This is a genomic window from Leptospira wolffii serovar Khorat str. Khorat-H2 (assembly GCF_000306115.2).
GTDB lineage: Bacteria > Spirochaetota > Leptospiria > Leptospirales > Leptospiraceae > Leptospira_B > Leptospira_B wolffii.
Window position 1 is genome coordinate 615,606 of sequence record NZ_AKWX02000020.1, and the last position, 14,808, is coordinate 630,413.

14 protein-coding genes are annotated in these 14,808 nt (G+C 45.2%); 13 read left to right on the forward strand and 1 reads right to left on the reverse strand.

The genetic code is table 11. From position 1 onward, the window contains the following. The first annotated feature begins 69 nt into the window (after positions 1-69). Positions 70-1,026 carry a GDP-mannose 4,6-dehydratase gene (locus LEP1GSC061_RS16130; RefSeq protein WP_016546161.1) on the forward strand — a complete coding sequence of 319 codons (957 nt, stop codon included), beginning with the start codon at positions 70-72 and terminating at the stop codon, positions 1,024-1,026. On the opposite strand, the gene LEP1GSC061_RS16135 is transcribed toward LEP1GSC061_RS16130, so the two are convergent. Beyond that, positions 1,019-1,744 (reverse strand): SanA/YdcF family protein, encoded by a 726-nt coding sequence (locus LEP1GSC061_RS16135; protein ID WP_016546278.1) that lies wholly within the window; start codon positions 1,742-1,744, stop codon positions 1,019-1,021. The two genes, LEP1GSC061_RS16130 and LEP1GSC061_RS16135, sit on opposite strands and share 8 nt — an antisense overlap. A gap of 198 nt (positions 1,745-1,942) precedes the next feature. Here LEP1GSC061_RS16135 and LEP1GSC061_RS16140 point away from each other — a divergent pair, with 198 nt between their 5' ends. From LEP1GSC061_RS16140 to LEP1GSC061_RS16190, 12 genes are all read left to right on the forward strand, one after another. Further along, on the forward strand, positions 1,943-2,503 hold the full coding sequence (locus LEP1GSC061_RS16140; protein WP_198014280.1) for a Spy/CpxP family protein refolding chaperone: 561 nt from the start codon (positions 1,943-1,945) through the stop codon (positions 2,501-2,503). Positions 2,504-2,514: 11 nt separating this feature from the next. After that, a complete protein-coding gene (locus LEP1GSC061_RS16145; protein WP_016546566.1) occupies positions 2,515-3,027 on the forward strand; it encodes an RNA polymerase sigma factor in 513 nt (170 codons plus the stop codon). A 12-nt stretch (positions 3,028-3,039) separates the two neighbouring features. Then, on the forward strand, positions 3,040-3,423 hold the full coding sequence (locus tag LEP1GSC061_RS16150) for a hypothetical protein (RefSeq protein ID WP_016546178.1): 384 nt from the start codon (positions 3,040-3,042) through the stop codon (positions 3,421-3,423). 124 nt (positions 3,424-3,547) lie between these two features. Beyond that, entirely contained in the window at positions 3,548-4,924 is a 1,377-nt protein-coding gene (locus LEP1GSC061_RS16155; RefSeq protein ID WP_016546059.1) for a cytochrome P450, read from the forward strand. Positions 4,925-4,970: 46 nt separating this feature from the next. Beyond that, positions 4,971-5,948, forward strand: coding sequence for a M23 family metallopeptidase (locus LEP1GSC061_RS16160; protein WP_016546415.1), 978 nt, complete (start codon positions 4,971-4,973; stop codon positions 5,946-5,948). Positions 5,949-6,171: 223 nt separating this feature from the next. Further along, complete coding sequence (gene ligA / locus LEP1GSC061_RS16165) at positions 6,172-8,145, forward strand: NAD-dependent DNA ligase LigA (RefSeq protein WP_052006568.1); 1,974 nt, start codon at positions 6,172-6,174, stop codon at positions 8,143-8,145. A gap of 99 nt (positions 8,146-8,244) precedes the next feature. Continuing rightward, a complete protein-coding gene (locus tag LEP1GSC061_RS22160) occupies positions 8,245-8,430 on the forward strand; it encodes a cysteine-rich CWC family protein (RefSeq protein WP_415751839.1) in 186 nt (61 codons plus the stop codon). Between the two features lie 158 nt (positions 8,431-8,588). Then, a complete protein-coding gene (locus LEP1GSC061_RS16170; protein WP_016546621.1) occupies positions 8,589-10,481 on the forward strand; it encodes an AMP-dependent synthetase/ligase in 1,893 nt (630 codons plus the stop codon). Positions 10,482-10,501: 20 nt separating this feature from the next. Next, on the forward strand, positions 10,502-12,118 hold the full coding sequence (locus LEP1GSC061_RS16175) for an acyl-CoA dehydrogenase family protein (protein WP_016546579.1): 1,617 nt from the start codon (positions 10,502-10,504) through the stop codon (positions 12,116-12,118). Positions 12,119-12,143: 25 nt separating this feature from the next. Beyond that, complete coding sequence (locus LEP1GSC061_RS16180; RefSeq protein ID WP_016546769.1) at positions 12,144-12,572, forward strand: MaoC family dehydratase; 429 nt, start codon at positions 12,144-12,146, stop codon at positions 12,570-12,572. Positions 12,573-12,588: 16 nt separating this feature from the next. Then, positions 12,589-14,130 (forward strand): thiolase C-terminal domain-containing protein, encoded by a 1,542-nt coding sequence (locus LEP1GSC061_RS16185; RefSeq protein ID WP_016546189.1) that lies wholly within the window; start codon positions 12,589-12,591, stop codon positions 14,128-14,130. A gap of 319 nt (positions 14,131-14,449) precedes the next feature. Further along, complete coding sequence (locus LEP1GSC061_RS16190) at positions 14,450-14,770, forward strand: hypothetical protein (RefSeq protein ID WP_040509006.1); 321 nt, start codon at positions 14,450-14,452, stop codon at positions 14,768-14,770. Positions 14,771-14,808 lie beyond the last annotated feature (38 nt).

The following is a 14,808-nucleotide window of genomic DNA, read 5'->3' on the forward strand; positions in this document are numbered from 1 at the left end:
ATCTCGGATAGCCGTCCTTACTATCTTATATAAAAACAATTTATTGCGGGAAGAGTTGCAGAATCGACGATGAAATACCTGGTAACCGGAGCGGACGGATTCGTAGGGACATATTTGACGCGGGAACTTTTGGAGAATCAGGATCGGGAGATTCTTGGCTTAGGAGTTCGGCCTTCCGATAAGCAACTCGCCTTTCCGTATAAATTCTGCGATCTAAGGGATTTCGACTCTCTATCCGCCACTCTGGGTTCATTTTCTCCGGATATCGTTTTCCATCTTGCAGGGCAGGCCTTCGTTCCAAGGGCTATAGAGAATCCCCAAGAGACATTGATGATCAATGTGGGAGGAACCCTCAACTTACTGGAATACTTTCGACTTTCCGGTAAGCCTGTGCAGATCGTCTATATCTCCTCCTCCGAAGTTTACGGAAATTTGAAATCGGAAAATTTGCCCGTCTCGGAAAATCATCCGGTGGGCCCCGTAAATCCTTATGCCACATCCAAAGTTGCCGCGGAGGAATACTGCTTACAGTATGCTCGTTCTTCCAAGAATATCCGAGCCTTGATTGCAAGGCCTTTCAATCATATCGGAGTAGGCCAGAATCCGAATTTCGTAGTTCCGAATTTTTGCAGACAAGTGTTGGAAAGTATATCCAAGAAAAGCGGATCCAATCCTGCGGAAATTCAAGTGGGAGATCTGACTCCGACTCGGGACTTCCTACACGTTAGGGACGTGGTAAGAGCCTATATTCTTCTCTCCGAATTCGGAAAGAGCGGAGAGATCTATAATATATCTTCCGGTAAAGAAACCTCCATCTCTCAAATTTTGCAATGGATCATCGAGGCTGCGAAGACCGAAGTTTTAGCTAAGCAAGATCCGGAAAGAATGAGACCGATGGAGATGGTCCGTTCTCTGGGAGACAACTCCAAGCTTAAGGCTCTAGGTTGGGAGCCTAAGGTATCTGTAAAAGATGCGGTGATAGAGATCTTCGAGAATATTCAAAAATCCGAATCTATTCCTAAATGACGGAACCCTTCCACGTCTTAACTCCGCTTCCTTCTATGGGAAACGGCTTTCCTAAAAATTTGGGGGCAGTATTGGTTAGATTCATATCTACCCAGGCCAGAGTTCTGGCGAAAAATTCCCTGAATCTACTGAAAGGACCGCTCACATAAAGTCTCCGATCCGATTCGTAGGATTGAAATTCCAAACCGATCTTCTTTGCGATAAAGGCGGCTCTGGGTTGGTGGAATTTTTGGCTTACGAAAATCGCGTCTTTAACTTGGAAAATCTCTTTGGCACGTACTAGAGTATCCAAAGTTCGAAATCCTGCGTGATCCACGAACACGTCCTTTTCGTATACCTTTCTTTCCAGAACGTAAACGAGCATGGGCTTCACTTCGTTGTAATAGCTAGTCCCGTTGTCTCCGGAGAGTAGTATCTTTCTCACTTTTCCTTGTCGGTACAGTTCGATCGCGCAATCCAATCTGTCTTGCAAAACGGGAGAAGGAATTCCTTTGTATACGGAGGCGCCGGGAACGATCGCCACCGTGGCCGGTTTTAAGGAGCGATAATTTCCAGCGTGAGGGGTTCGATTTTCATATTCCCATTCGATGGAAAGGTCTATCGAGGCAGGAATGCCTATGCAAAGACTGATCGCAAAGAGTAGAATGAGACGGATTCTGGCCTTCCACGGTTTGCGAGGCTCCGTTTCCTGTCTTTCGGTCGGGGTTCCTGTCTTCATAAAAGCGATTCGAGGATAGTAATTCCTATAACGACGGGAAGAATTTTTCGCGCTTTCTTCCGGTTTCGATCTAAAATTATGTTCTCTTGCCAGTACCCCTCTTTTTTTCAGAACCTCGAAATTTCGAGTCGATCTTTGGAAACGAGGCGGGTAATTTGGGGTCTTAGGATACGCTAGGTTATGAACCGAGTCAGACTCATGAATCTCCTGAATTCATTCGTCAGAGTTGCTCTGGCCGGTATCTTATTGATGCCGGCGTATCTTTTCTCCGAAGAGAACCGACCTAGTTTCCAGTCCAATAAAGCAGCCAGGGCCCTAGTTTCTTTCCGTACCGAAAAGGCGGCAGGAGTCCTGTTTGGAGACCTGGATTCTCTCCGTAATCGTTATACTCTAACAGATCCGCAACTTGAACGCATCGCTAAGCTGAATCGTAGATTCAAGAGTGAGCATGAAAGATGGCTCCGCCTTTTATCTCCGAAACAAGTGGAACTCGAACTTTTACTAATGGACGAAAATCCAGATCTGGTAAAAGTCAGGCTGCTTGTTCATGCGATTGGAAGGTATACATCCGAAATCCGGATGAACCAAATCGCGCACCGGCTAGCGATCGAAAGGGTCTTAACTTCAGAGCAGAGAAAAAAGGGGAAGGAAAGGGAAACCGTCACCCTACCCGAGGAGCATAGGGAAGCTCCCGGGTTCCCCTTGAACTTGTTCGTTCCCGAAAGAATTATTCTGCCCCTACCGGGCATTCTCCGATAAGGAAGACAAAAATGGATCAAAAGGAATTTGCGGGTCTAATCGAAACAACCAAGCATATCGTGCTTTCTGCGATTAAAAAGAATTTATACGAGGAGTTTTACGACTCCATCGACGATGTGGTTCAGGAAACTTATATTCGCGCCTATAAAAGTTTGGCGGCCAATAAGTTTCGGGGAGATTCTTCCCACAGCACTTGGTTGTATACTATCGCAAGAAACGAATCCCTCAGGATGAACCAAAAACGCATGCGTCAGGCAAATCTTGCAATGCGTTTGAAGGAAAAAGTCACCCAGGACTCCATTCTCAATCCTAGAGAGGAATTCGAGGAAAGAGGTTTGGAGTTGGAGATCCAGGATTTGATTTCGAATCTACCTTGGAAGTATAAGTCCGTACTCGCTCTTGTATCCGAAGGTTATAAGGAACAACAGATCGCTCAGAAATTGGGAATCCCCGAAGGAACCGTTAAATCCCGTTCCTTCCGAGGAAAGCAGATGTTAAAGAAGCTTTTCTATCAGGAGACTTAAGAACCTAAGTTTATGGAAGATAAGAATAGGGAAAAGTTGGACCAAGAAATTTTCCGTAGGTTGGAAAGCTACGATTGGAGTAATAGTATCTCCGAAAAAGTGATCCGTACCCGCAGAATTTCTTTGGTTCGACGTTTTTTAACCATATCCTTCGGTGGAGCGTTAATCGGCTTCTTGGGAGTCTCTTCCTTTTGGGTACAACCCCAAGGAGAATCCGAGTCGGGCGATTGGCAGGTTTGGGTGGAAGAGCAGATCGAAGGCACTTTCGAGGATGCCGAAACGAGTATGCAAACACCCGAATTAACTCAGGACGAATCTACTGCGGAGTTACCGACTCATTCTAATCTAATGGATGTGGATTCTTTAATAGAAACATCTTTCGAACGTAGGCAATGAGTTTTTCCGGAGTATTCTTCGGAAACCTCTTGCTCCTATAGCGACCGATACATAGAATTGCGGCTTGGGATTGGTTGGGTGATCAATCCAAGAAGGCGCTCGATTTCGAGCCAGGAGCAATACCGTGCTTTCCCTCCAAGAAAATACGACGGTTTCGGTCGGTAAAAGAAAGTTAAATCTTCCGCCGGGAGTTTTCGGACTACCCGCACTACGTTATTTGTCCTTACTGGCAAAGAATCCTATCGAATTCTTCCGATTGATGAATCGAAAATTCGGTAAAACCGTTCGTTTCGGTATACGAAGAATCCCTTTTCACCTCATTACCCAACCGGAAGATATACGAAGGGTACTCCAAGAAAACAGTCAGAACTATCATAAAGGCGTTTTTTATAAGGAATTGGGAAGAATTCTCGGACAAGGTCTACTCAACAGCGAGGGAGAATTTTGGAAGAAGCAAAGAAAGCTGATCCAACCTTCGTTTCATAGGCAAAGAATCTCCGAATTCGTAGAAATCATGGGGGACGAAACCGAGAAGATGCTTTCTCGATGGAGGTCCTCTTCTCCCGTTTCTTTGGATATTTCCAAGGAGATGATGCGACTTACATTTGCGATCGTCGGTCGGACCCTTTTTCGGACCGAAGTGGAAAGTTACGCAAGTAGAATCGAAGCGGCTTTGAAGGTCGCTTTGGAACTAACGACAAGGAGAATCACGAGACTCTTTCCTTTACCTTTTCATTGGCCTACTCCGGAGAACCGGAGATTGAAGAAAGCTCTTTTGGAAATGCATTCGGTTGTGGAGGAATTGATCGAACAACGTAAGAAGAATCCTTCCAACGATTTGATTTCCATGTTGCTCGAAGTTCGGGATGAGGAGACCGGAGAAAGAATGAGCGAGTCTCAGGTTAGGGACGAGGCGATTACCATTCTCTTGGCCGGACATGAAACCACTGCGAACGCTCTTTCTTGGGCGTTCTATTTACTCACTCAAAACCCGGACGTATATGCAAAAATCAAAGCGGAAGCGGAGGAGGTATTGGGGAACAAGGCACCCGGTCTGGAAGACATTCAAAAACTTTCATATACTCGTAAGGTCGTGGATGAGACGTTAAGAATGTACCCGCCCGCTTGGGTCATAGAAAGAACGGCAATGGGGCCTGACCAAGTCGGCGGCTATGATGTTCCTGCGGGAACCAATATCTCGATTTGTATCTTCAACGTTCATAGGGATCCGGATTTTTGGGAGAACCCCGATCGTTTTGATCCGGATCGTTTCGACGAGGAGCGCTCCGCAAATCGTCCGAAATATGCCTATTTGCCTTTCGGAGGAGGGCCAAGGATTTGCATCGGCAATATTTTTGCCTTAACGGAGGCCGCTTTGGTCTTGGCGATGGTGGTAAAAAATAGCCGTTTCGATTTAGATTCTAAGGTTCCTGTGGTTATGGAGCCTTTAGTCACATTAAGACCGAAGTATGGAATTCGGTTGAACGTACTTTCCACTTGACCCTATTTTTCCCGGTCGGAATCCTTCTTCCAGGGGGAATTCGACCGTGGAAAAGATGATCAAAAAACGCATCGACCAGGTTAAGGAGAAAGGGCACCAACGACTGACCGTTCTTCTCATTCCTCACGGTTTCGATAAATCCTTTCACTTTCAGATTTCCATATTCACGATCTTCTTTTTAGTCGGTCTGCTATTTGCCATCGTAGGAATCGCAGTCCTCGGAATCGTAAAATATAATAATACAAGAATCCAGATCAACGCCCTCGCTTCCGTTTACGGAAAATACTTCGACGAGTACATCGAATACAGCGAGAATTTGGGAGATATCCGAGACGACTTCACTAGTCTTACGGAAAATCTACAGGAGATTCATTCTTTAGTGGATGGAGAATCGGAAGAACTTCTGAAACTTCCGGAAGAATCCGACTCCGAAGATTTAGCGAATAACGAACTGAAATTGGAAGAGGCGGCGGACAAAGACCTGATGTTGGGAAGATCCTATCTTTCCGAGATTTACGGATATCGCTCCGTACGAGTCGCAATGGATAAGAATCGCGCTCTCGTGGATTCTGTTTTCGATTTCTTAGATACTAGATACGGTATTATGAATTCTCTGCCATTCGGAGAACCTTTGATGTCTTATAACCTGACCTCTTATTACGGAATGAGAAGGTCTCCCACTTTCGGATACATGGAATTCCATGACGGTGTGGATTTGGCGAACGTGCCGGGAACTCCTATCTATGCAACTGGAGACGGAAAAGTATATCGAGCCATTTACTCTCCTCGAGGATACGGAAATCATATCGTGCTCGCTCACGCAAACGGATACTATAGTCTCTACGGTCACTGCACTAGACTGCTCGTGAGAGAAGGGGACTCCGTCCACAAAAACCAGATGATCGGAACCGTGGGTGCGACAGGAAACGTAACCGGACCTCACGTACATTACGAAGTATGGATAGGAGAATCCAATCGGACCGATCCTATGGATTATATGAAAGTTGGACTAGGGCAATACTGACTTCCTAGTCCAAGTTCCGGATCTTACACAGATCCAAAGATACTCACTTTAACAATCAGATCCGAAAGGAAACTCGTGTTCTAAACAGGAGTAGAAAGATATGCCGAAAAAAACTCCCGCTCCCGCAAAAAAATCGACCCGATCCAAAAAAGAAAAGGAAGCGCCGAAGGCCGCCGTCGTTTCCAAAGATCTTCCTACCGACTCGAAGCAGGCTCAAAAAGAAATGCGGGTCTTGGAGGAAAAAATACGGCACCATCAATATTTATATTATGTAAAGAATAAGACAGAAATCTCCGACTACGATTTCGATCATTTATTCAAAAGACTCCAAGCCTTGGAGGAAAAATTTCCCGAACTGATGGATCCCGCAAGCCCTACGTTGAGCGTGGGATCGGATCTGGATAAGGATTTTCAAAAGTTCACCCATAAACTTCCCGTTTTATCTTTGGAGAATACTTATAACGAGGAGGAACTCCTGGATTGGGTCCAAAAGACGGATCCCGAAGGCGAATATTCTCTGGAATGGAAGATAGACGGAGCCTCTTTGATGTTATATTATGAAAATGGAATTTTAGCCAACGGGGTGACTAGGGGTACTGGCGGAATCGGGGACGATGTCACGGAAAATGTGAGGACTATCCGCTCCATTCCTCTACGATTGAACGAACCCGTTTCCGTTTATCTGAGGGGCGAGGTCTATATGACTTTCTCCGATTTCGAGGAATTCAACGAGGCTTATGAGGGAAAATATGCGAATCCTAGAAATCTTTCCTCCGGCTCCTTGAAGCAGAAGAATTCGGCCGATGTTGCCAAGAGACCTCTTCGAATTTTCGTCTATGACGCATTCTTCCCCGGAACCAAATCCAAGTTTAAGACTCATGCGGAAGTGATGAAAAAAGCGGAAGAACTGAAGTTCCCCCTTCCTCCGGATACGGTATTGGTAAAAGGAAAGGAAGTATCTAACGCCATAAAGAATTTTAAAAAGAAAAAAGAAAAGCTCGGATTTCCGACAGACGGATTGGTGATCAAACTGAACGACTTATCCAGAAGGGAATCGCTAGGATACACTTCCCATTCTCCGCGTTGGGCCAGAGCCTTTAAATTCGATGCGGTCATGAAAGAGAGTAAGATCGTAGGTATCGATTACGCCGTGGGTAGGACGGGCAAGATCACTCCGAGGGCCGAGATTGAACCGATCGTACTAGCCGGAACGACGGTAACTTTCGCAACTCTACATAATCAGGATTATATAAACGAATTAGGGGTCGGCATCGGCGCCGTTGTTCGCGTTTCCAAAAGGGGAGAGATCATCCCTGCGGTGGAAGAGGTCGTCACTCCGGGAAAGGAAGTCTTTAAGATCCCTCTAAAATGTCCCTCCTGTAAAACCAAGACGGAAAAAAAAGAAGATTCCGTGGATTATTTCTGTCCGAACCCGGAATGTCCGGATCGGGTCAAAAACGGAATCATATTCTTCTGTTCTCGAAAGCAAATGGACATAGAGGGTCTAGGTGAGAAGCAGGTGGAATTTTTGTACGACCAGGGATACATCAAGGATTTGGCCGGTCTATATTCTCTCGAAAAGCATAAAGAAAAATTAATGCAAGAAGAAGGTTACGGAGAAAAGAGCGTTTCCATCATTCTGAATGGAATCGAAAAATCCAAAGAGAAGGATTTCCGATTCGTTCTTTCTTCTTTGGGGCTTCGCGAAATTGGTCCTAAGGTTTCCGAACTCTTAACGGAGCACGGTTACGATTCCATGGACTCCATTATTTCCGCGGCGAAGAGCCCTAAAAAAACGGAAGCTCTATTAGAAATTCCGGGGATAGGCCCGTCGACGATCCAGGCGATCGCCGAAAGTTTTACCGATAAAAGAATCCTAACATTGATCGATAAATTGAAGAAATCAGGGCTTAAGATGAAGGCCGATCCGGTCCAGAAATCGGAAAAGCAACCGTTTGCCGGCCAGATCTGGTGTGTCTCCGGTTCTTTCGAAAATTTTCAGCCAAGAGATAAGGCTATGGATTTGGTAGTCTACTACGGCGGCAAAAAGGTCGGATCGATTTCTTCTAAAACAACTCATCTTCTCGCTGGCCCGGGCGCAGGTTCTAAGCTGGATAAGGCTCAGGAATTAGGAGTGCAGGTCGTTTCTGAGGAAGAATTCCTAAATCTTCTTTCTGAAAACGGCATTTCCATCTAAGAGTCCAAACTTCCGAGCTCAACGCCGATTTATTCTTACTATCCTTGCGTAAGAAACGGAAAGGATTGAAATTTGATCCTTCCGATCCATCATAGATCTATGACGAGTAAGATATGTCCCGGATGTAGTAACATTTTCGATTGCAGAGCGGGCGAATCTTCTTGCTGGTGTTTAAGCGTTACTCTGGATTCGAACGCACTTCAGAATATAAGGGAAATATACGAAGATTGTTTATGCAAAGAATGTCTTTCTAAATACGAAACGCCTTTGACAGAACGATCCTGAAGTGAATGGCATTAGTTATGTACTTCGTAAACAAACGTTCATTATATGTCGGAATTCGATCTTTCTACAAAAATCGATTGAAGCACAACTCGTCGAAAGTAGTGTTTCCGTGCGTGCGGGTTTATCGCCTTGGATAAGCGGCATTTAGAGGGGGTCTTTTGGAAACGAATCAAAAATATTTTTACGATATGCTGGATAAAACTGCGGCGAATTTTCCAAACAAGGAAAGCTTTTCTCGTAGAACCAAGGAGGGAATCAAAGGAAGAACCTTCTCCGAGATCAAATCCTTAGTGGATCAGCTTACGGCCGGTTTCATATCGGAAGGCGTCCAAAAGGACGATAAGATATTATATTTATGCGATTCGAGCCAAAACTGGATCATAGGGGATATCGCCATCGTTTCCGCAGGAGCCGTTTCCGTTCCAAGAGGAACTGACGTTGTGGACGAGGATATTCTTTATATCGTGAATCATTCCGAAAGCAAATACGCGGTGGTTCAAAAAGAAAAGGACAAGCAAAGGCTCGTAAATCTTTCCTCAAAACTTCCTAGTTTAAAGAAAGTATTCGTAATGGAAAACGATATAGGAGACTTGAAGTCGGGACCGGAAACTATTTCCTCTTTGATTGAAAAAGGGAAGAGTTATCTTTCTTCGAATCCGGACGCAATTCGTAAGAGATTAAAGGAAAAATCTCCTTCCGAACTAGCCACGTTGATTTATACTTCCGGTACGACCGGAGCCCCGAAGGGCGTAATGTTGAATCAAACCGGATGGATTTCCGCTGTGGAAAAAGTGATCGGCTTCGTTCAATTGGACTCCAAGGATTCCGGGGTTAGTCTATTACCACCTTGGCATGCGTTTGAAAGAGCGATAGAGTATTGTATCGTCGAATTAGGCGCCGGATTTTTGGTTTCCAATATCGGCAACCTAAAGGAGGATTTGAAGGAATTCCAACCTACTCTATTTCCATCCGTTCCTAGAATTTGGGAATCCTTATATAGCGGTATTATAAACAAAGTATCGAAGGAATCCGCGATCAAGAAGGGAATATTCGGATTCTTCCTGAAGATAGGAGAAATTTGGGCGAGTCAAAAAGCGGTTCTTTTGGGTTACGATTTCAGAATTAAGAAACCGAATACGATCGCTTATTTATATCGTAAGTTCGTATCTTTGCTCTTTTTGATTCTTCTATCACCTTTAAAATTAGGGGCTATTCTCGTTTTTAAACCCATCCACAAAGCGTTAGGCGGAAGATTGAGGGTGTCCGTTTCAGCTGGGAGCGCTCTTCCTTCCGTAGTGGATAAGTTCCTTTCGGCTATCGGATTGATCGTGCTGGAAGGATACGGAATGACGGAAACCTCGGCGGTCCTTTCCATTCGTAAACCTAGACAACCTTCACCCGGAACGGTAGGAACTCCTATCCCGGGATACGAATGCATTCTAAAAGATGAAAAAGGAAATATCGTAAACGGCGGAGCTAAAGGAAGTCTTTGGGTAAAATCCAAACAAGTTCTGATGGGCTATTACAAGAGACCCGAGTTGAACGAAGTGGTGTTCGATAAGAACGGCTTCTTCGATACGGGTGATATCATGCGCTTCAACTATCGCAACGAGCTCGTCTTTGCAGGAAGGGCAAAAGATACGATCGTATTGGCCGGAGGAGAAAATGTGGAACCGGTTCCGATAGAGGATCAGTTACTCAATTCTCCCTATGTGAACCAAGTATTGGTAACCGGGCACGAATCCAAACATTTGATCGCGTTGATCGTTCCCGACTTCGATCGATTGAGGGCGGAATTTCCGGATCTTCCTGAGGATGCAAACGTTTGGAATTCCCATCCGAAAATTAGGGAGATCTTTAAGTCGGAAGTATCCGCAAGAATTTCCAGAAAGAACGGATTCAAGGCCTTCGAAGTGATACCTCAGAATGCTTTTTATATAGTCCCGAGGCCTTTCGATCCGGATAGGGAAATGACGCGCACCCTAAAGATGAAGCGAAACGAAATATTAGATAGTTTTAAAAAAGAAGTCTCGGACCTGACTAAGAATTAGGCCGAATTTAGGAGAATCATATGTTTTTGAACCCATACTTAAGTTCTTCCGATCTGGAATTCTATGAAATGGTGAAGGATTTCGCTAAAGAAAGGGTTTTTCCTAGCGTAGAAGAAAGAGACGAGCATTCCGTCTGGGGAGACTCTATCTGGAAAGAAATGGGAAGTATGGGACTCTTGGGGATTCCCGTTCCGGAAGAATTCGGCGGTCAGGGTGGAACATGTCTCCAGTGTTGTATCGCGCAAGAAGCGTTTAACGCAGGTTCCTTAGACGGAGGATTTGGTCTGTCTTGGGGTGCGCATATGATCATAGGAACTCTTCCTATTCTATTCCAAGGAACAGAAGCACAAAAGAAAAAATATCTTCCTAAACTTGCCTCCGGCGAATGGATTGCGGGACTCGCGCTTACGGAACCGGATTCGGGATCGGATGCTGCGGCTATGAATACGTTCGCCGCTAAGGTGGACGGAGGCTTTATTCTAAACGGAAGCAAATTATATATTACGAACGGACCGAACGGCCAGGTTTTCATTGTGATGGCCAGAACCACCAAATCCAGAGGCCCCATGGGAGTCTCCGCCTTCATAGTAGAATCGAATATGAAAGGTTTCCATGTGAGTAAGGTTCTAAAGAAACTCGGACATAACACTTCGATGACTGCGGAGCTTTCATTCCAAGATATGTTCGTTCCGGATGAAAATCTTTTGGGACCTCTGAACTCTGGATTTGTTCGAATCGGAAAAGGAACTTTGGAATGGGAAAGAACCGTACTCGTGGCGGCAGTTCCCGGCGGAATGGAATTCGGATTGGAACTCAGCTTGGATTACGCGTGGAAACGTCACCAATTCGGTAAGCCTATCCTTTCTTTCTTCGGAGTTCAGGAAAAAATCGCACGTAACTGGGCTTATCTTTGCGCTTCCCGTAGATTGATATATTTCGTTGCACGTAAAAAGGATTCGGATCCGAGTGCGAGTCTTCCTTTCGAAAGTTCCGCCTTGAAAGTCTTTGTGACTGAAACCGCCGAGGAAGTGGCGAGTGACGCGGTTCAGATCCATGGCGGAATGGGTTATATGAGAGAATGCGCCGTAAGCCGTCAGTATAGGGACGTTCGGCTCGGCACTATCGGCGGAGGAACTACCGAGGTTCAAAAGAGCATTATCTCTTCCACATACAAAGGTTTCGATAAATTGATGGAAGTATTACAACTTTCTCAACCGGAAGAAATCAGAAGCAAATCCGAAAAGCTTCTGGCAAATAGTCCGGAAGAAAAGATTCTCTCCGCGGCAAAAGAGCTTCTCCGGAGCGCCGGAGAGCATTCCGACAGAAAGAAAAAGCAACCTCTTGAATTCGGTTTTGCCGATCTTGCGGTCTTCGTTACTACGGTGCAATTGGGTTTCTGGGACGTAGCTAATTCCACTTCGGAATATAAATCCGAAGATAGAATCAGAGATCTCAAGATTCTAATCTTCTATGCAGGATGCAGATTCTTTAAAAGCGTTCATTTTTTAAAGGAACTGGATGCTGAAAAGACCAAAAATCTCATGAGATTATTCTCCGAACTTCCTTCCGTAGAAAAAGAAGTGGGAGATTGCGTGGAATTCCTGAAGAACGGCGTCTTAGGAGCCGTTGGCGCATAATATCTAAATACATAAGGAATATTGAATGTACGAAAAAGGCAAGAGCTTCGACGAAATTCAAATCGGAGATAAGGCGAGCTTTACTAAGACAATTACCGAGACGGATATCTACCTCTTTGCGGGAATCAGCGGGGATTTCAATCCATTGCATGTCGACGAGGAGTATGCGAAGACGACTCAGTTCGGCACAAGAATAGCACACGGAGGATTGGCGGCTTCCTTACTGGCTCCCGTGCTGGGGATGAAGCTTCCAGGATTGGGAACGATTGCCTTGGAGACGACCACTAAATTTCGCAAACCGGTTTATCCCGGAGATACGATCACTTGTACGGTGGAGGTGAAGGAAAAAATTCCAAGACTGAAAGCCGTCGCCATGAACATAGAGTGGACCAATCAAAAGAAAGAAACCATCGGCAAGGGAGAATGCAAAGTGATTCCTCCCGGAGCCCTATAATATTCAGGAGTTAGGAATGAATTATCCCGTTCTTTTAGGAGTAGCGGACAGTACGATTAAGGATTTTTCAGAAGCGGAATACCAGGCTTGGGACGGATCCCAGAAGGTATTCCACCATTATAAAAAATCCATCGAAACGCTTTTGCATTTTCTAGGTATGAAGAATGAGACCTTGGCTTCCGAGATCACGGACTTCGTGAGTATCGAGGCGGCATCTCTGGGAAAAGGCGGTTACGGTCACACTGTGAGAATCGCGAACGAACTCGGATATACGGGAATGAAAGCTCACTTGATTGATTTGGGAGGCGCAAGCGTTACTGGAGCAATCGGCCAGGCGAGAACGATCCTAGTGGATAATCCGGACGCGGTCGTTCTCGTGGCCGGCGCGGATATTCCAAAGTCCGCATTTCGTTTGGTTTCGGATCTCAAGAGAGTGAACGAAACCGTATGCCATCCGGAATATGAATTGGATAACGGAGCCACTCTTATCTCCATGTACGGTCTTCTCATGAAGAGAATGATGTTCGAAGAAGGAATTACTTCTCAGGATCTTGCGGATATCACCAAGAAATTTCGTTCGAATGCGATCGGAAATCCTAGAGCTCATTCTTACGGACAGGAAATCACGGACAAACAACTTAATCGTAATATCGCAGATCCGTATCCTACTCCTATGATTGCTATCGTAACCGATCACGGCTTCGCAACCTTGCTCGTATCCGAAAAAACCGCGGAAGAATGGAAGAAGAAGGGATGGATTCGAAAAGATCTGAACCCTATTTATTTGGTCGGTGCTTCGCATACGGCCCATAGCGAATATTTTATCCTTAAGGGTGACTTCGGATCTCCTGCGGGAAACTCCGCCGAGAAACTATTCTCCTCCTCCGGATACAAGAGAGAAGAAGTGGATTACGCATGGATTTACGATTGTTTCACCGGAATGGTGATCATGCAATCTTCCGAATATTTTAAAATACGAAAGAAGAATGTCGTATCCTCCCTGAAGCAAGGCGGTCTTAAGCTTTCCGACGGAAAGGAAATCCAAATCAACAAGTTAGGCGGAATTCTGAATTATCAAGCTGCCATGTCCATATCCGCAGCCACCGGACTTGTAGATATAGCGGTTCAGTACGGTTTGTATGCACAGGCGGGAGAGTTAGGCAAAACCGAATCCGCTTTTCCGGAACTATCCCTTTTGGGAGGAAACGGCGGAATTGATAGCATTAATTCCGTTGCGTTATTCGCTAAGAAAGCGCCGGGAACGGAGCGTAAGTCGGCACCTCCTAAATTAGCCCAACTCAAACTCAATCGTTTAGGTGCGGATCCGGGAGAAACGGGAACGATTTGGTCTTCCACTACCGTCAATATGAATCCCGGATTCTCTTGGAAGCCTCCTTATTCTCTTGCTTTGGTCAAATTGGGAGAAAATCGATTCGTGCTGGCTAACGTGCATGAGAAGGACGGATCCTTACGCAAAACCGGTGACGATTTGTCCTACGATCAAACTAAGGTGAAGATTGATCTAGACGGGAAAAGATGGAAAGCTATCCTTTTGTAAATCGATCGTTCGTGCATAAAAGCGCCATTTAGTCCGAAAGAATTATAAACTTTCGGATCCGTTAGACTTATTTTAGGACAAGAAATTTGTATTTCATTATACAAGAAAAAAATTTCCAACTCTGAAATGCGTTTCAATTTCAGTCCGTCAGATTTTGATCTCAGGGTTTTGTTTTTTTGCGGACGAAATCGGGTTTCGTTGGTAGAAAACAAGTCGGGTAAAGGATTCGTCTAATCACTGCCCGGTCCGGCTTCGGGCCCGATTTGAAAAAAAAATGCGAGAACCGTTTCCGCAAAATTGCGTATAGGAGACGAGTTCCTTGTTTATAACGGCAGAGAACATTAGAACTGGAGAAGTTAGAACCTTCCTAGGAAACGAGAGAATATTAGTCCCGGACTCTAAGCAGTCCGGTGGAACTTTCATGCTTTCCGCTCATTGGGAAACGGTGGAAGAATGCTTGGACCTGCGCAAGTATTCCAAATTTTTCTATGTCTCTGAATCGGAAGGCGGATGGAAAAAGGGAGAAGAGGTAAAAATTCCCGTTACCGGACAATTCTCCTCTTCTCCGGATAGGGAAGACCAACAATTCGTCGGAATGGAAAGTTATAGAGTTCTGGGAATTTTTTTGGAAAAAGGTTAAAATCCGAGTGGAAGAAGAAGCGGCAGAAGTTATGGTAC